Origin of the sequence: Knoellia remsis, from assembly GCF_003002895.1 — a bacterium.
Classification (GTDB): Bacteria; Actinomycetota; Actinomycetes; order Actinomycetales; family Dermatophilaceae; genus Knoellia; species Knoellia remsis.
This window is the reverse complement of the sequence record NZ_PVTI01000004.1, coordinates 99,304-115,690: the sequence shown is the minus strand read 5'-3', so window position 1 is coordinate 115,690 and position 16,387 is coordinate 99,304. Positions and strand designations below refer to the sequence as shown.

The window sequence follows — 16,387 nt, the reverse complement described above, 5'->3', positions numbered from 1 at the left end:
GCGTTCACAGGTCGTCCACCCCGAGGCGGGACCGGAGGTCGGCGATGACACCGGGAAGCGCCCGGCAGAGCCGGTCGACCTCGACCTCGCGGTGCGGGGCGACGGCCGCGAGCGGCAGGGTGACGCGGACGTTGCCGTGGGTGAGCGCTCCCATCGCCGCGAGGACGTGGCTCGGCTCGAGCCGGCTCGAGGTGCACGCCGAGCCGGAGGCCACCGCGAGACCGTGCTCCCGGTCGAGGGCGTCGACGATGCTCTCGCCGTCGACATAGAGCGCGCTGAAGGTGACGACGTGGGGGAGCCGGTCCACGGGGTCGCCGACCACCTCGACGTCCGGGACGGCCCTCGCGGCGGCCCGGATGCGGTCGACGAGCTCCCTCGCCGACTCTGCCTCGGCGGCACGCGCCGCCTCGGCCTGCTGCCACGCCTCGGCCGCGGCCAGGGCCAGCGGCACCCACGGGTCGGCCGGCTCGCGGCCGTGCTCGGGCTCCCAGCGTGGCCCGGGGAGGTCGAACCGGGTCCCGGTGCGGACGGTGAGGACGCCGACCGGCGGCCCGGCCACCGTGGCCGCGTCCCCGACGAGGGCGTCGTATGCCCGCGGCGGGTCGACACGACCCAGCGAGGCAGTGGCGTCCACGAGCAGCGGGACCGCAGCGGAACGGCATACGGAATGCACGTCCGCGACGGGCTGGGAGGTGCCGACCTCTCCGTTCGCCTGCTGCAGCGCCACGAGCACCGCAGGCGTCTCCTCGGCGAGCGAGGCAGCGACCGAGGCGGGGTTGACGCGGCCGTCGCGGTCGACGGGCAGGGGAGCGGAGCCGGGGTCGACGGCATACGCCTCGTCGAGCAGGACCTGGCGGTCCACCGCCGACGTGACGACGCGTGAGCCGGTGCGGCGGCGTGCGTGGGCCAGCCCCCGGACGCCGGCCAGGAGAGCGTGCTCTGCGGACGGGTGGAAGGACAGCTCGTCCGGCCGGGCGCCGATCGAGGCGGCCACGCTCTCGCGCGCCCGGTCGAGGAGGAGACGGGCGCGGCGACCCTCGCGGTGCAGGCGGCGGGGGTCGGCCCACCCCTCGTCGAGCGCCGCGAGAAGCGTGTCCCGGGCGATCGGGTGCAAAGGGCTGCGAGTGGCGTCGAGCACGCCTGCACCGTAACGCGACCCGTCCCCGGGAAGTTCCTGCTCATGCACTAGTGTTTGGTGCTGTTCCCAGACACGATGAGGGAGGGTGCTCCGGTGCCTCAGCAGGACCACATCTCACCCCGGGCACGCGGCCGCCGAATGGCCACGTGGACGGTGGTCACGGTCATGGCCGTCCTGGCCCTGAGCGGCTGTGAGCTCGGAGAGCTCAAGGACGGGTACCTTCCGCGCGGCGTGACGGAGAACTCCGAGCGCGTGCGCACGCTCTGGATCGGCTCGTGGATCGCTCTGCTCGCCGTCGGCGTCCTCGTCTGGGGCCTCACCGCGTGGTGTGTCGTCGCCTACCGGCGTCGGCGCGACGACAACGAGCTTCCCGTGCAGCTGCGCTACAACGTGCCGCTCGAGATCCTCTACACGATCGTCCCGATCTTCATGATCGGCGTCTTCTTCTTCTACACCGCTCGCGACCAGGTGGCACTCCTCGACACCTCGAAGAAGCCCGACGTCACCGTCAACGTCGTCGGCAAGCAGTGGTCCTGGGACTTCAACTACGTCGAGGGCAACGTCCACGAGGTCGGCACCCAGGCGATCATGACCGGCAAGCCCGGCGCCGAGGAGACCATCCCGACGCTCTACCTCCCCGTGAACAAGCGGACCGAGTTCGTGCTCACCTCGCGCGACGTCATCCACTCGTTCTGGGTGCCGCAGTTCCTGCAGAAGCTGGACCTGCTGCCCGGCAAGGTGAACAAGTTCCAGGTCGTCCCGACCGAGGAGGGCACCTTCAAGGGCAAGTGCGCCGAGCTGTGCGGGTCCTACCACTCGCAGATGCTCTTCAACGTCAAGGTCGTCTCCGAGCAGGAGTTCAACGACCACCTCGAGGACCTGCGCCAGCGCGGCCAGACAGGCATGCTGGGAGTGGACCTCAACCGCGAGAAGCTCGTCCCCGGCGAGGATCAGAAGCTCCCAGAGCGGCTGCGCCCCCCGAAGACGACCGAGACCTCGGAGAACTGACATGAGTGCGGCCAACCCCACCACGAGCAGCGCGACGATGCTGCGCGAGCGCGAGACGGTGAGCCGTCCCCGGCTCGCTCCCGGCGCCACCGTGGTCAAGTGGATGACGACGACCGACCACAAGGTCATCGGCAACCTCTACTTCATCACCTCGTTCTTCTGGTTCCTCATGGGCGGCATCATGGCGCTCATCATCCGCGCCGAGCTGTTCCAGCCGGGCATGCAGGTCGTGGACAACCCCGACCAGTTCAACCAGCTGTTCACGATGCACGGCACGATCATGCTGCTGCTCTTCGCGACACCGCTGTTCGCCGGATTCGCCAACGCGCTCATGCCGCTGCAGATCGGTGCGCCGGACGTGTCGTTCCCGCGACTGAACATGTTCGCGTACTGGCTCTACCTCTTCGGCTCGCTCATCACCGCCGGCGGGTTCCTCACGCCCGGCGGTGCGGCCGCCTTCGGCTGGTTCGCCTACACGCCGCTGTCCGACACGTCCTACAGCCCCGGCCTCGGCGGCAACCTCTGGGTCTTCGGCCTGGCGCTCTCCGGCTTCGGCACGATCCTCGGTGCGGTCAACTTCATCACGACGATCCTGACCATGCGCGCCCCCGGCATGACGATGTTCCGGATGCCGATCTTCGTATGGACCGTGCTCATCACGTCGATCCTCGTGCTCCTGATCTTCCCCGCCCTGGCTGCCGCGCTCTTCGCGCTCGGTGCCGACCGCCGCTTCGGTGCGAAGATCTTCGACCCGGCCAGCGGCGGCGTCATGCTCTGGCAGCACGTCTTCTGGTTCTTCGGCCACCCCGAGGTCTACGTCATCGCGCTGCCGTTCTTCGGCGTGATCTCCGAGATCATCCCGGTGTTCTCGCGCAAGCCGATCTTCGGCTACAAGACCCTGGTCTACGCGACGATCGCCATCGCTGCCCTGTCCGTCTCCGTGTGGGCCCACCACATGTACGGCACCGGCCAGGTGCTGCTGCCCTTCTTCGCGATCATGACGATGCTCATCGCGGTGCCGACAGGAGTGAAGTTCTTCAACTGGATCGGCACGATGTGGGGTGGCCAGCTCACCTTCGCGACGCCCCTGCTGTGGGCGCTCGGCTTCCTCGTGACGTTCCTCTTCGGCGGCCTCACCGGCGTCATCCTCGCGTCGCCGGCGCTTGACTTCCACCTCACCGACAGCTACTTCGTCGTCGCACACTTCCACTACGTCGTCTTCGGCACCGTGGTCTTCGCGATGTTCGGTGGCTTCTACTTCTGGTGGCCCAAGCTCACCGGCCGGATGCTCGACGAGACGCTCGGCAAGGTCCACTTCTGGATGCTGTTCATCGGCTTCCACACGACCTTCCTCATCCAGCACCTCCTCGGCATCTGGGGTATGCCGCGCCGTTACGCCGACTACCTGCCGGAGGACGGGTTCACGCTCGCGAACCAGATCTCCACGGTCGGAGCGTTCATCCTCGGTGCCTCGATGCTGCCGTTCTTCTACAACGTCTGGAAGACGTGGAAGTACGCGCCGCTCGTCGAGACCGACGACCCGTGGGGCTACGGCGCCTCGCTCGAGTGGGCGACGTCCTGCCCGCCGCCGCGGCACAACTTCAACTCGATTCCGCGGATCCGGTCCGAGCGGCCCGCGTTCGACCTCAACCACCCCGAAGCTGCGCCCGCCGGCTACGAGTCGACCGGTCTGGTCAAGGCCCTCGGCCCGGCGGACCTCGGCGGCGACGCGATGTCCAACGACGACAAGGAGTCCTGACCCATGCTGGCAATGGAGCGGATCGGCTACCTCTTCGGTGGCTTCGCCGCCCTGATGGCGGTCATCTACGGCTTCTGGAACGACTGGAGCGAGCCGATCGGCGTCGTCGGTCTGACCATGGGCGCCCTCATGGGGTTCATGATGGCCGGCTACCTCGCCATCACCCGCCGCAAGCTCGATGGTGTCCCGCCGGAGGACGACCCCCTCGGCCAGATCGACGACATCGCCGGCGAGTACGGCTTCTTCAGCCCGCACAGCTGGTGGCCGTTCTGGCTCGCCCTTGCGTGCGCCATCATCTTCCTCGGTCTCGCGATCGGCTGGTGGCTCGTCGCGGTCGGGGTGTTCTTCGTCATCCCGGCGACCGTCGGCTGGGTCTTCGAGTACTGGAAGGGCCCGCGCGCTCTCTGAGCTTGACCACGCGACGACGCCCCCGGCCACGGTGCCGGGGGCGTCGTCGCGTGCGAGGCGGTGACGGTCAGCCCCAGCCGAGCTCGTGCAGGGCGGCGTCGTCGATGCCGAAGTGGTGCGCGATCTCGTGGACCACGGTCACGGCGATCTCCTCGCGCAGGTCCTCCTCGTCCTCGCACATGCGCGTCAGCGGGCCACGGAACAGGGTGATGCGGTCGGGGAGGTTGCCCATGCCCCAGCCGAGGTCTCGTTCGGTGAGCGGCACCCCGTCGTAGACACCGAGGAGGTCGGGGTCGTCGGCCGGTGGTTCGTCCTCGACGAGGAAGACCACGTTGTCGAGCATGTCCATGAGGTCCGATGGCACCTCGTCGAGCGCCTCCTCGACGATGGCCTCGAAGTCCGCAGGGGAGATGGGATCCACGCGGCCAGCCTGTCAGACGCGGCGCCGGCCGCCCTCAACCTCGGCGGCGCGGCGGAGCAGATGGTTCCGCTCGGCGACGCGATCTCGACATCCGCGGGAGGCGGCTGCCCCCATTGTGGCGCGGGCGCGGGTGACAATGTGGCGGTGCGCGTGACCGTCAGGGTGAAGCCCGGAGCGTCGAGGACCGCCGTCGGCGGTTCCTATGGGCCTGCCGGAGAGCACGGGTATGCCGGTGAGCCCGCGCTCGTCGTCGCGGTCACCGAGCGTGCCGTCGACGGCGCGGCGACTGCGGCGGTCCTGCGTGCCGTCGCCACGGCCTTCGGGGTGAGGCCGCGCCAGGTCACCCTGCTCAGCGGAGCGACCTCGAGGACGAAGGTCCTCGAGGTCGCTGTCGTTGACGAGACGGCGGGCCGGGAGCGGCTCGCCGCCCTGCTCACTCCCTGAGCCGGCTCGCGCTGCCGATACCGGAGTCGACGTCGGAGTCGCGGTCGGACTCGTCGTCGCGCTTGACGTCGGTGTCGGCGCCTTCTCCGCCCTCACCGCCGGCGTGGTCCTGTCGACCCTCGATGCCCTCGTAGTCGAGCGGCGCCTCGAGCGCCTCCGCCTCGTGGCCGTCGTGGTGGGCCGCCGCGAGCTCGGCCGGCGTGACCGGGTTGACGGCGTCCTTGTACCACCACTGGGACACCTTGGCGCGCAGGCGGTCCTTGCGGGCCGCGGGGCTTGCGACGCCGTTCTCGTCCGCCTCGGCCGTGAGCTGCATGGGCGTGGCCGGCTCGTGCTGGACGAGGATCCACTGGTCGTACTTGTTCAGCGGGTCGTGACGCTCGTGGAAGGAGCCGTCGGCGCCACGGATGATGCGGCCCGACTCGAAGCCGTGCAGCACGGTCTCACGGTCGCGGCGCTGCAGGCTGAGGCAGATCCGCTTCGTCACCCAGAACGCGAGGACCGGGAAGACGAACAGGCCGATCCGGAAGATCCAGGTGATGTCGTTGATCGACAGGCCGAGCTTGATGGCCATGATGTCGTTGCCCGCGGCGAAGAAGAACACCGAGTAGGCGGTGATGCCCGCCATGCCGATGCCGGTGCGGGTCGGGTTGTTGCGCGGGCGCTCGAGCAGGTGGTGCTCGCGGTTGTCACCGGTGACCCAGCGCTCGAAGAACGGGTAGGCCCCGAGCACGGTGTAGACGAGCGGCAGCAGCACGAGCGCACCGAGCGCGATGTTGAGCGACAGCGTGAACCCGAAGAACTCGAACTCCAGCCACCCGGGCAGCAGACGCAGGGCGCCGTCGGCGAAGCCCATGTACCAGTCCGGCTGCGAGCCGGCGGTGACGGGGGAGGGGTCGTAGGGGCCGTAGGCCCAGATCGGGTTGATGGTGAACAGCCCCGCGATGAGGGCGATGACACCGAAGACGATGAAGAAGAACCCACCGGCCTTCGCGGCATACACCGGCATGACGCGGTAGCCGACGACGTTGTCGTTCGTGCGACCCGGCCCGGGGAACTGGGTGTGCTTCTGCAGCGCGACGATGACGATGTGCGCCGTGAAGAGGCCGACGAGGATCGCCGGGATGAGCAGCACGTGGGCCGAGTAGAGCCGCGGGATGATCATCTCGCCGGGGAACGGCCCACCGAAGATCGCGTACGCGAGGTAGGAGCCGATGACCGGAGCCGTCTGGACGAAGCCCTCCATGGCGCGGATCCCGGTGCCGGAGAGGAGGTCGTCGGGGAGGGAGTAGCCGGCGAAGCCCTCGATGATCGCGAGGAGCGCGAGGACGGAGCCGATGACCCAGTTGAGCTCACGGGGCTTGCGGAACGCGCCGGTGAAGAACACCCGGAACATGTGCACCGTGAGGCCGATGATGAACATCAGCGCGGCCCAGTGGTGGATCTGGCGGATGATGAGGCCGCCCTTGATGTCGAACGAGATGTTCAGCGTCGACGCGTAGGCCTCGGACATGCCTTGCCCGCGCAGCGGGACGTAGGAGCCGTCGTACACCGTGTGCCCGGCGCTCGGGACGAACCACAGCGTGAGGAGCGCACCGGAGAGCAGGCAGACGATCATCGAGTACATCGCGATCTCGCCGAGCATGAACGACCAGTGGTCGGGGAAGACCTTGCGCAGCAGGTAGTTGACGCCCTTGGCGGCACTCGTGCGGTCGTCGATCCAGCCGGCGACGCCACCGGCCTTGCGCGCGGCCGCGCTCGGCGCGTGGGCCACGGGGCGGTCGCCGTCGCGGAGACGGTCCGCCGGGCGCCCGGACGGGTAGGTCTCGGTGCTCATGCGGAACCACGCTCCCAGAAACTCGGTCCAACGGCCTCCTTGAACGGGCCCCTGGAGATGAGATAACCCTCGTCGTCAACGGTGATCGGCAGCTGCGGCAGCGGGCGCTTGGCCGGGCCGAAGATCACCTTGCAGTCCTGGGTCACGTCGAACGTCGACTGGTGGCACGGGCACAGCAGGTGGTGCGTCTGCTGCTCGTACAGCCCGACCGGGCAACCGACGTGGGTGCAGATCTTGGAGTAGGCGACGATGCCCTGGTAGCCCCAGTCCTTCTGCTTCTGCGACTTGATGTCGTCCGGGTCCAGGCGCATGAGCAGGACCGCGGCCTTGGCCTTCTCCTCGAGGATGCCCTCCTCCAGGTCGAGCAGGCCCTCGGGCATGACGTGGAAGACCGAGCCGATGGTGACGTCGCTCGCCCGGATGGGCGTGTTCTGCGGGTCACGCATGAGCCGCATCTTGGGGTTCGGGTAGGAGCCGTCCTGCTCCTGCTCGCCGTTCCAGTAGCTCACCGACAGGTCGTCACCCGGCAGCGGACCGAGGCCACCGATCACCGGAAGGACGACGGGGACGGCGAAGAGGCCGAGCGCGCCACCGAGGGCGTACTTGATGAGCGGACGACGGTTGAGGTGGGCGCTCTCGGCACCCTCCGCGAGGATCTCGCCGAACTTCGCGCGGTCCTCGTCGGCCGAGCGCATCGGGTGACGCATCTCGACCTCCTCCTCGTCGGGCATGAGTGTCTTGGCCCAGTGGACGGCGCCGAGGCCGATGCCGAGGAGGGAGAGGGCCATGGTGACGCCGAGTGCGAGGTGCAGGGCGTTCATGTCACCGATGCCGGGCACGAAGACCGCGGCCCGCTTGTCGATGGCGAAGTACGCCACGACGAAGCCGATGGTGCCGAGGACGGAGAGCAGGAAGAGGCCGCCGATGACGCGCTCGGCACGGCGCGCCGCGCGCGGGTCGAGGTCGGTGCCGCGGTGGATGTGCGGCGGGAATCCCGGGTTGGTGAACCGATCGGGGATGCCGCCCTCGCCGACCACATGGCCCTCGTCGAGGCGAACGGCACCGGAGCCGAACTCGCCCTGCTGGGCGACCTCGCTCCCGGTGGTGGGGCTGTCCTGCTCGTTCATCGGGTGATCGATCCTGTCGACGGAGAGTGGGAAGCGGTGGGGTGCATGAGCTGGGCCGGCCGGCTCACGCGGACTTCTGGCCGAGCCAGACGGCGGCGGCGATGAGGACTCCGAGACCGAAGACCCAGGCGAACCAGCCCTCCGTCACCGGCCCGAGCGCGCCGAGCTGGTGGCCGCCCTGGGACGGGGTGTTCTCGACGGACTTGAGGAAGGCGATGATGTCGCGCTTGGACTCGGGGTCGAGGTTGTTGTCGTTGAAGACGGGCATCGACTGCGGCCCGGTCTCCATGGCCTCGTAGATGTGCTTGGGCTCGACGTTCATCAGGGACGGCGCGTACTTGCCGCGGGTCAGGGCGCCACCCGAGCCGGCGAAGTTGTGGCACATGGCGCAGTTGACGCGGAAGAGCTCACCACCGGCAGCGGGATCCCCCTTGGCCGGGTCCACGTCCTCGGCGGACGGCACGCCCGGTCCCGGGGCGAGCGAGGCGATGTAGGCGCCGATGGCGTCGATCTGCTCCTGGTTGAACTCCACGGTGGCGCGGGGGGCCTGCTGCGACGGGGCGCGCATCGGCATCCGTCCGGTGCCCATCTGGAAGTCGACCGCGGCCGCACCCACGCCGGCGAGCGCGGGACCGGCGATCTGGTCGCCGATGCCCGTCTTGCGACCCTCGGCGTTGACGCCGTGGCAGGACGCGCAGTTCGCCCGGAAGAGCTGCTTGCCCTTCTCGACCTGCTCGGCGGTCGTCGCCTCGGCCGACGCCGACTGAGGAGCGACGGCGGCGTAGGCGAAGCCGGTGACGAGCAGTCCGAGCAGGAGCAGCAGAGCGATCGCTGCTGGGTGTCGACGGCGGGCTGCCAGTGCGTTCACGGTGGTCCTGTCGTTGCGGTTCGGGGTGGGGGCTGGTGGTGCGTGCGCTCGGGCCGTCGGCTACTTGAGCAGGTAGATCATGGCGAACAGGGCGATCCACACGACGTCGACGAAGTGCCAGTAGTACGACGTGACGACGGCGCCGGTCTCCTGGAGGTGCGTGTACCGCCGAGTCGTGAAGGTGCGGCCGATGATCAGCAGGAACGCGATGAGGCCACCGGTGACGTGAATGCCGTGGAAGCCGGTCGCGAGGTAGAAGATCGAGGAGTAGGAGTCGGTCGACAGCGTGACACCCTCGGAGACGAGCTTGGCGTACTCGTAGACCTGCCCGGCGATGAAGATCGAGCCGAAGATGTAGGTGAGGACGTACCACTCGCGCATGCCCCACTGCTTGACCTGCAGGAGAGACCCGGTGCGGGCCACCTGACCGCGCTCGGCCCGCCACACGCCGAGCTGGCACCAGATCGAGCTGATGACGAGGATGATCGTGTTCGCGAAGGCGAAGGGGACGTTGAGCATCTCCGAGCGCTCGGCCCACTGGGTCGGCAGCGTGCCGCGGAGCGAGAAGTAGAAGGCGAAGAGGGCCGCGAAGAACATGAGCTCGCTCGAGAGCCACACCATCGTGCCCACCGCGACCATGTTCGGTCGGGTCGCCGGACCGTAGTCCGGGATGCTGGGAACCGGACCGGACACTCGATTCGTTGCTTCTGCTGTCGCCACGCCCGTCATTATGTCGTCAATTGTCGGTGAACGCTGCACCGACCCCCCGCTTTCGGGTGTGCCGTGTCGGGTATGCCGTCCGGTCCGGTCGTGTCCGCCCCTCCCGGGCCGCTCGGGAGGCCACTCGTGGCGTGGCTAGGATGAGCGCATGACCTCAGCGCACGCGGCTCCCGCCACGTCCTCCGCCACGCAGACGGGCTCGAGCGACCTCGTCCAGGCCTCCGTCCTGCTCTACAGCGACGACATCACCACCCGCGACGCCGTGCGTGCGGCCGTCGGTCGTCGGCCCGCTCGCGATGTCGAGGTCACCCGGTGGCTGGAGTGCGCGACGGCCTTCGCGGTCACCGAGGCGCTCGACGCCGGCGGCTGGGACGTCGTCGTCCTCGACGGCGAAGCGGCCAAGAACGGTGGGCTCGGGCTGTGCCGTGAGCTGAAGAACGAGATCTACGACTGCCCGCCGATCCTCGTCCTCACCGGACGCCCGCAGGACGGCTGGCTCGCCGCCTGGTCGCTCGCCGACGACGCCGTGCCGCACCCGCTCGACCCGATCAAGGTCGCGGAGGCCGTCGCCGCCCTGGCGCGCGCCCGCGCGAACCGCTGACCGGGACCGCTGACGTGGTGGCCACGGCCCCCTCGGGCCCGACGTGGCCCCACCTCTACACCCGTCTCCTCGCCCGCGAGGACCTCGGCGTCGAGGACGCCCGCTGGGCGATGCAGCAGATCATGGGCGGCGAGGCGACCCCCGCGCAGGTGGCCGGCTTCCTCATGGCGTTGCGCGCCAAGGTCGAGTCGGTCTCCGAGGTGCGCGGCCTCGCCGACGTCATGCTCGAGCACGCCCGCCGCATCGACGTCCCGGGGGAGAGCATCGACATCGTCGGCACCGGCGGTGACCGCTTCGGCACCGTGAACATCTCGACGATGTCGTCCGTCGTCATCGCGGCGACCGGGCTGCGGGTCGTCAAGCACGGCAACCGCGCAGCGTCGTCCAAGTCCGGCTCGGCGGACGTCCTCGAGGCGCTCGGCGTGACACTGAGCCTCACACCCGAGCAGGTCCGGGCCGTCGCCCTCGATGCCGGCATCACCTTCTGCTTCGCGCAGACCTTCCACCCGTCGATGCGCTTCGCCGGCCCGGCGCGCGCCGAGCTCGGGGTCGGCACGGCGTTCAACCTCCTGGGTCCCCTCACCAACCCCGCGCAGCCCTCGTATGCCGCGGTGGGGGTCGCGGACGCGCGCTTCCTCCCGGTCATCGCGGGTGTCTTCGCGGACCGTGGCCAGACGGCTGCGGTGTTCCGCGGCGAGGAGGGGCTGGACGAGATGTCCGTCGCCGGTCCGACTCGGGTCCTCTGGGTCCGTGACGGTGAGGTGGCCGAACACGTGGTCGAACCCGCGGACGTCGGCCTCCAGGTCAGTCCCATCGACAGCATCCGCGGCGGCCTGGCCGACGAGAACGCCGACGTGGCGCGGCGGCTGTATGCCGGTGAGTTCGGTCCCGTGCGCGACGCCGTCCTGCTCAACGCCGGCACGGCCCTTGCCGTGGCGGCGGGCACGACGGACGGTGCCTCACGCGACGAGGTCGTGACCGGCATACGGGCCGGGATGGACCGCGCGGCCGAGGCGATCGACTCCGGCGCCGCGCAGCGGCAGCTGGAGGCGTGGGTCGAGACCAGCCGGCGCGTCGCGGCCGGCTGAGGTGCCGAGCCCGGCCTCGGGTCAGCCCTCGAGGCCGAGGCTGAAGGCGGCCTCGAGGTCGTGCTTGGAGTAGGTCTGGAAGGCGATGTGCGTCGCCGTGCCGGTGACGCCCTCGACCTTGTTGAGGCGGTCGGCAATGACGCTGGCGAGCTCGTCGTGCTGGCGGACCCGGACCATGGCGATGAGGTCGGCGTCGCCGGCGACGGAGTAGACCTCGCTCACGCCGTCGAGCTCGGCGACCTCCTGGGCGACCTCGGGGATCCGGTTGACGTCGGCGGTGATGAGGACGATGGCGGTGATCACGCTTCGCAGCGTAGTCGGCCCGCCGACACGAGGCGGGCAGGCGTTGGGGGCTCGTCAGGCCGAGCGGAAGCCGGGCGTCGAGCGCCTCGACGCCTCGACGGGCTCGAGCTCGTGCCGCAGCCCGGTCGCGCCGCCCACGGGGCAGGTCCAGGTGCCGTCGATGTCGACGATGCGCACGCCGGGGGCGTCGAGCCAGCGCAGGATCCGCTCGCTCTCCTCCGGAAGCGCGGCCGTGGCGGGCGGCAGTGGGGTGGCGACGTGCTCCGCGCTCGCGCGCAGCGCTTCGACGTAGGGCATGGGGTCGGCGCCGCGCGGGGAGACGCTGCTGCCGGCGAGCCGGCCGTGCCGGATGCACATGAGCTCCCACCCGCCGGTGTCGGCGCGTCTGGCAGCGACGAGCTCGGCCGTGCGCGAGAGCGGGTCGAGGCGCTGCGCCCGGGATGCGCCGCGGACGAGGCTGAGCATGCGGTCGCGCACGACCCCCGCGTCCTCGAACCGCTCCTGGTCGGCGAGCCGGTCCATCCGCTCCCGCCACGTGGTCGCCGCCGGCCGGGCGTCGCCGGCGAGCAGGGCCACCGCCTCGGCCACGACCTCGGCATACTCCTGCGCGCTCTGCCCGCCGACGCACGGCGCACCGCACCGGCCCATGTCGGCCAGCGCGCAGGCCGAGCGCTGCCGCGAGGTCGTGGCGGAGAGCCGGTCGAGGCACTGCCGGAGGGGCACGATCTCGTGGACGGCCGCGACCGCGTCGTCCGCGGACCCGCGGGACGCGAACGGGCCGATGTAGCGGGTGTCGTCGTCGGCGACCTTGCGCACGATGGAGAGCCGGGGGAACGGCTCGACGGTGAGCTTGACCCACCACGCCCGTTCGGGGTGGCGCGAGCGCCGGTTGTAGCGCGGCTTGTGCTCGGCGATGAGCCGCAGCTCGCGCACCTCGGCCTCGAGCGCCGTCTCGCACACGATCGGCGTGACCGACTCGGCGAGCCGCACCATCTCGGCCATCCGCCGACGCTGCTCGGACGCGGTGAAGTAGCTGCGGACGCGCGTGCGGATCGACACCGACGTGCCGACGTAGAGGACCCGGCCCTGCCCGTCTTTGAAGAGGTAGACACCCGGTGCCTCGGGGAGGTGGTCGGCGAGATGGCGCTTGCGCCGGGTGGCTGGCGGGACGCGCCGGGAGTAGTCGCGCAGCTCCTCAAGCGAGTGGACACCGAGGGAACCGACGCGCGCGATGAGGCCGTGCAGGACGTCGACGGTGGCTCGGGCATCGTGCAGGGCGCGGTGGTCGGGTGTCGTGGTGGCGCCGAAAAGCCTTGCGAGAGAGGCGAGCCGGTGGTTCGGCGCCTCGTCGCGGCTGATGAGCTGACGGGCCAGGTGGACGGTGTCGACGACGGCGAAGCGTGGCCACTCGCGCTCGGCCCGGGCGCAGGCGGCCTTGAGGAAGCCGATGTCGAAGCCGGCATTGTGGGCGACGAGCACCGTGCCGGCCGCGAAGTCGAGGAACGAGGCGAGGGCGGTCTCGACGCGCGGGGCGTCGCGCACCATCGCGTCGGTGATGCCGGTGAGGACGGAGATGAAGGCGGGGATCGGCTCACCGGGGTTGACGAACGTCTGGAACTCGCCGAGCACCTCCCCGCCGCGCACCTTGACCGCACCGATCTCGGTGATGCCGCACTCGCTGGGGCTGCCTCCGGTCGTCTCGAGGTCGACGACGACGAACGTCACATCGGACAAAGGAGTGCCCAGGTCGTCGAACGTGCCCTGGACCATCCGCATGCCTGCGACAGTAGGCGCGCCCACTGACAGGGCCGGGGAGGCGCGGCGTCGGGAGGGGCTGTCAGTGGTCGGTCGTAGCGTCGGGGCAACCCGATGGAAGAGGTGAACGACATGACCCACGACCTGACCCACGAGAGCCTGACGATCCTGTGCGACCGGTGCCCGGTGCGCGACCTCCACTGCGCCGACTGCATGGTCACCGCCCTCATCGACATCGAGTCGATGGGCCTGCGCGGGGCCGACGCGACGGAGGAGCTGCCGCTCGACGCCGACGAACGCGCCGCGGTGACCGCCTGCGTACGCGCCGGCCTCATCACCGCCGAGGCAGCGACGACGGTGCGCTCCCGGCGGGTGCCGCTCGCGGCGAGCCGCGCCGTCGGCTGAGAGCGGCAGCTCGACGGGGCCGATCGCCGGTCAGCCGGGGACGCGACATGTCCGGCCTGACACGATGGGCCGGTGCCATCCACCGAGAGCGTGACCCGTATGCCGTGCGGCGGCTCGCGTGTCCGCTCCGCTTCGGTGCATGGCGGGGTCGCCCTGACCCTGTCGGCCGTCGTGGCCGTCCTGGCGGCGTGTGGGACCGGAGGCGCCCCCGAGTCCGCCACGTCGGCATCGGTGGCGCCGCCGGCCCAGACGCCGGGTGTCCCCGAGAGCCCCCGCCCGGCGCCGAACGTCTCACCGAGTGTCTCAGCCTCGCCGCCGGCCGGTGCGCCGACGGCGAAACCTCTCCCGGGCGCTCGCACCGTCACGGGCCGCGCCAGCTCGGTGAGCGGCACCACCGACGAGGCGACGCTCACGGCATACGCCGCGATGGCCGACCGCGCGGTCGCCGCCGTGGAGCAGCACTGGACCCGCGATTGGCCGGGGCGAGTCACCCTCGTCGCGCCCGCGGACCTCACCCAGTTCCGGGAGCAAACCGGCCGAGCAGACGACGTCTCGCAGGTCGCCGCCATCACCGACGGACCCCTCGACGCCGAGGGTCGCGCCACGGCCGACCGGGTCGTCCTCAACCCCGAGGCGTTCGCCCGGCTCACGCCGGAGGGCAGGCAGTTCGTCATCACCCACGAGAGCACCCACGTGGCCCTGCGCAGCTCGTTGCCCGGTGCCGCGCCGCTGTGGCTCGTCGAGGGTTTCGCCGACCACGTCGGGTATGCCGGGTCGTCCCGTTCGCGCGCCGAGCTCGCCGCGGGCCTGCTCGAGAAGGTGCGTGCCGGCCAAGGCCCGACACGGCTGCCGACGCAGGGCGACTTCGACCCGAGCCAAGGCGAGATCGCGCCGGCCTACCTCGCGTCGTGGCTCGCGGTCGACCTCATCGTGCGGAGGTACGGCGAGGCGGCGCTGCAGCGGTTCTACGTCGCGTCGACGGTCAACGCATCACCCGCACAGGCGGACACGGCGATGGACGCAGCCTTCCGCGAGGTCCTCGGCACCACGAGGGCCGAGTTCACGACGCAGTGGCTCGCCGAGCTGCGTCGCCTTGCGGGGTAGCCGGCTCTGGGTCGTCGGTGGCCCGACCGCTGAGGACGGGGACGGCGAGTGACATCGCGACCAGGGCGGCACTGAGCCAGAACTGGTTGTAGAACGCCTGCTTGTTGACGAGGTTCGCGACGAGCAGGACGAACGCGAACCAGCGCAGCAGCTCCCCGAGTTCGGGCTGGCGACGATGGATCGCCCACGCGGCCGCCGCGAGCGCCCCGAGCACGACGAGACCGGTGACCCAGAACGGCAGCGTCACGCCGTGCTCGTTGAGGAACCACAGGTACCACGTGTTCGCGAACCGGATCGGGTGGAAGCCGAGCAGCAGCGTCACGGTGTCGTTCACGAAGTCCGACGGTGACGCGAGGAACCACGGCGCGATGAGCACCCCCGTGAGCGCCCCCGTCGCGACCGCCCGCCGCGCACCGAACGGCCGCCACAGCAGGAGCAGCGGCAGCAGCAGGGCGAGGTGCTGCTTGCTCGCACAGGCCAGCGCGAGCGGGACGACCGCCCACCAGGCGTGTCCGCGCCGGACGAGGACGGCCCACCAGACGATGCCCGCGGCGAGCAGCGGTTCGGTCCAGGCCTGGTCGACCTGGGTCAGCGTGCCGGGCGCGACGACGAGGGCGGTCACCGGGACGGCCGCCCGGAACGCGCTCGCGCACGGGGTGCTCGCCGCATCGCCGGGGCGCGGCCGCGAGAGCGCCCAGATCCCGGCGAAGAGCACGACGGACCAGAACGCGAGCGCCCACCGCACGTCTCCGCCGAGCCAGCGACCGGGCGCGAGCAGCACCGCCGTCCACGGCAGGTAGGTGAACGCGTCCTGGATGCCGGGGGAGTCGGTCCAGGTGAGGTCATAGAAGTTCTCGCCGCGCGCAAGTGCGTCGCTCGCCTGCTGGAGCGTGACCCAGACGTCGATCTTCGGTGCCGGGTCGCCGATCGTCGCGACCGCCGCGGTGACGACGTGGCCGACGACCGCGATGCCGTATGCCGCCCGCGCCCGTGCCGCCGTGGGCGCCGCGAGGAGCGCGGCGCCGGCGACCCCGACGACGGTGAGCACCGTGAGTGCCGCCGTGAGGGCGCCCCCGCCCAGGTAGCTGAACAGCGGGACCGTCCACGTGATCGCGACCGAGGCCAGCAGCACCATCGGCACGAGCCACGGTGGGGCAGAACGGATCTCGGCCCGGCGCCACAGCCAGAGTCCCAGGCCGACCGCACCGGCCGTGAGGGTGAGGACGATCGCCGTCCGGAACCGGACGACGCTCCACTGGAGCACCCCGAGACAGGCGAGCCAGCCCACCGCGAGCGCGCACGCGGCATACGGGAAGGAAGAGGGCCCGCCCGGGGTTGCGCCGTCAGCCGCTGAACTCGTCTGGCGGCTTCCGGCTCCGTTCCCCCGCGTCGGGACTCCTC

At 70.6% G+C, this 16,387-nt stretch carries 17 protein-coding genes; 8 read left to right on the top strand and 9 right to left on the bottom strand.

Annotated elements, in window-relative coordinates:
- Positions 1–4: 4 nt before the first annotated feature.
- On the bottom strand, positions 5–1,138 hold the full coding sequence (locus tag BCF74_RS04000) for a cysteine desulfurase family protein (RefSeq protein WP_106296662.1): 1,134 nt from the start codon (positions 1,136–1,138) through the stop codon (positions 5–7).
- Positions 1,139–1,231: 93 nt separating this feature from the next.
- Between BCF74_RS04000 and ctaC the strand changes: the two genes are divergently transcribed.
- Genes ctaC through BCF74_RS03985 form a run of 3 tightly spaced genes read left to right on the top strand, consistent with a single transcriptional unit; the run spans position 1,232 to position 4,313 of the window.
- Entirely contained in the window at positions 1,232–2,146 is a 915-nt protein-coding gene (gene ctaC, locus BCF74_RS03995; protein WP_245889199.1) for an aa3-type cytochrome oxidase subunit II, read from the top strand.
- A 37-nt stretch (positions 2,147–2,183) separates the two neighbouring features.
- Positions 2,184–3,905 carry an aa3-type cytochrome oxidase subunit I gene (gene ctaD, locus BCF74_RS03990; protein ID WP_106296717.1) on the top strand — a complete coding sequence of 574 codons (1,722 nt, stop codon included), beginning with the start codon at positions 2,184–2,186 and terminating at the stop codon, positions 3,903–3,905.
- A 3-nt stretch (positions 3,906–3,908) separates the two neighbouring features.
- Positions 3,909–4,313, top strand: coding sequence for a cytochrome c oxidase subunit 4 (locus tag BCF74_RS03985; protein WP_106296660.1), 405 nt, complete (start codon positions 3,909–3,911; stop codon positions 4,311–4,313).
- 67 nt (positions 4,314–4,380) lie between these two features.
- Here BCF74_RS03985 and BCF74_RS03980 read toward each other — a convergent pair whose 3' ends face one another.
- Positions 4,381–4,734 (bottom strand): metallopeptidase family protein, encoded by a 354-nt coding sequence (locus tag BCF74_RS03980; RefSeq protein WP_106296659.1) that lies wholly within the window; start codon positions 4,732–4,734, stop codon positions 4,381–4,383.
- 150 nt (positions 4,735–4,884) lie between these two features.
- Between BCF74_RS03980 and BCF74_RS03975 the strand changes: the two genes are divergently transcribed.
- Positions 4,885–5,178, top strand: a complete 294-nt coding sequence (locus BCF74_RS03975) for a DUF167 domain-containing protein (RefSeq protein ID WP_245889198.1) — start codon at positions 4,885–4,887, stop codon at positions 5,176–5,178.
- Here BCF74_RS03975 and qcrB read toward each other — a convergent pair.
- From qcrB to ctaE, 4 genes are all read right to left on the bottom strand, one after another.
- Entirely contained in the window at positions 5,168–7,015 is a 1,848-nt protein-coding gene (gene qcrB, locus BCF74_RS03970; RefSeq protein ID WP_106296657.1) for a cytochrome bc1 complex cytochrome b subunit, read from the bottom strand. The genes BCF74_RS03975 and qcrB overlap by 11 nt on opposite strands.
- The gene (gene qcrA / locus BCF74_RS03965) at positions 7,012–8,142 is read right to left on the bottom strand and encodes a cytochrome bc1 complex Rieske iron-sulfur subunit (RefSeq protein WP_106296656.1); all 1,131 of its coding nucleotides are present in this window, start codon (positions 8,140–8,142) and stop codon (positions 7,012–7,014) included. The genes qcrB and qcrA overlap by 4 nt, the downstream gene beginning before the upstream one ends.
- A gap of 64 nt (positions 8,143–8,206) precedes the next feature.
- The gene (gene qcrC / locus BCF74_RS03960) at positions 8,207–9,010 is read right to left on the bottom strand and encodes a cytochrome bc1 complex diheme cytochrome c subunit (protein ID WP_106296655.1); all 804 of its coding nucleotides are present in this window, start codon (positions 9,008–9,010) and stop codon (positions 8,207–8,209) included.
- 60 nt (positions 9,011–9,070) lie between these two features.
- Complete coding sequence (gene ctaE, locus BCF74_RS03955) at positions 9,071–9,739, bottom strand: aa3-type cytochrome oxidase subunit III (RefSeq protein WP_106296654.1); 669 nt, start codon at positions 9,737–9,739, stop codon at positions 9,071–9,073.
- 139 nt (positions 9,740–9,878) lie between these two features.
- Here ctaE and BCF74_RS03950 point away from each other — a divergent pair, with 139 nt between their 5' ends.
- On the top strand, positions 9,879–10,331 hold the full coding sequence (locus BCF74_RS03950) for a response regulator transcription factor (protein WP_106296653.1): 453 nt from the start codon (positions 9,879–9,881) through the stop codon (positions 10,329–10,331).
- A gap of 17 nt (positions 10,332–10,348) precedes the next feature.
- A complete protein-coding gene (gene trpD, locus BCF74_RS03945) occupies positions 10,349–11,419 on the top strand; it encodes an anthranilate phosphoribosyltransferase (protein ID WP_177426628.1) in 1,071 nt (356 codons plus the stop codon).
- 21 nt (positions 11,420–11,440) lie between these two features.
- On the opposite strand, the gene BCF74_RS03940 is transcribed toward trpD, so the two are convergent.
- Entirely contained in the window at positions 11,441–11,722 is a 282-nt protein-coding gene (locus tag BCF74_RS03940; RefSeq protein WP_106296651.1) for an Lrp/AsnC family transcriptional regulator, read from the bottom strand.
- A gap of 54 nt (positions 11,723–11,776) precedes the next feature.
- Complete coding sequence (locus BCF74_RS03935; RefSeq protein ID WP_106296650.1) at positions 11,777–13,498, bottom strand: DEDD exonuclease domain-containing protein; 1,722 nt, start codon at positions 13,496–13,498, stop codon at positions 11,777–11,779.
- Between the two features lie 111 nt (positions 13,499–13,609).
- Between BCF74_RS03935 and BCF74_RS03930 the strand changes: the two genes are divergently transcribed.
- Together BCF74_RS03930 and BCF74_RS03925 are read left to right on the top strand one after the other, a co-directional pair.
- Positions 13,610–13,882 (top strand): hypothetical protein, encoded by a 273-nt coding sequence (locus tag BCF74_RS03930; protein WP_106296716.1) that lies wholly within the window; start codon positions 13,610–13,612, stop codon positions 13,880–13,882.
- A gap of 72 nt (positions 13,883–13,954) precedes the next feature.
- Positions 13,955–14,986, top strand: a complete 1,032-nt coding sequence (locus BCF74_RS03925; RefSeq protein WP_146132867.1) for a hypothetical protein — start codon at positions 13,955–13,957, stop codon at positions 14,984–14,986.
- Here BCF74_RS03925 and BCF74_RS03920 read toward each other — a convergent pair.
- A complete protein-coding gene (locus BCF74_RS03920; RefSeq protein ID WP_177426627.1) occupies positions 14,943–16,250 on the bottom strand; it encodes a hypothetical protein in 1,308 nt (435 codons plus the stop codon). The genes BCF74_RS03925 and BCF74_RS03920 overlap by 44 nt on opposite strands.
- Positions 16,251–16,387: the final 137 nt, after the last annotated feature.

Coding starts and splice junctions, on each gene's coding strand:
- ctaD (WP_106296717.1), top strand. CDS start 2,184: ATGCTGCGCGAGCGCGAGACGGTGAGCCGTCCCCGGCTCGCTCCCGGC.
- BCF74_RS03985 (WP_106296660.1), top strand. CDS start 3,909: ATGCTGGCAATGGAGCGGATCGGCTACCTCTTCGGTGGCTTCGCCGCC.
- qcrB (WP_106296657.1), bottom strand. CDS start 7,015: ATGAGCACCGAGACCTACCCGTCCGGGCGCCCGGCGGACCGTCTCCGC.
- qcrA (WP_106296656.1), bottom strand. CDS start 8,142: ATGAACGAGCAGGACAGCCCCACCACCGGGAGCGAGGTCGCCCAGCAG.
- ctaE (WP_106296654.1), bottom strand. CDS start 9,739: ATGACGGGCGTGGCGACAGCAGAAGCAACGAATCGAGTGTCCGGTCCG.
- BCF74_RS03950 (WP_106296653.1), top strand. CDS start 9,879: ATGACCTCAGCGCACGCGGCTCCCGCCACGTCCTCCGCCACGCAGACG.
- BCF74_RS03935 (WP_106296650.1), bottom strand. CDS start 13,498: ATGCGGATGGTCCAGGGCACGTTCGACGACCTGGGCACTCCTTTGTCC.
- BCF74_RS03930 (WP_106296716.1), top strand. CDS start 13,610: ATGACCCACGACCTGACCCACGAGAGCCTGACGATCCTGTGCGACCGG.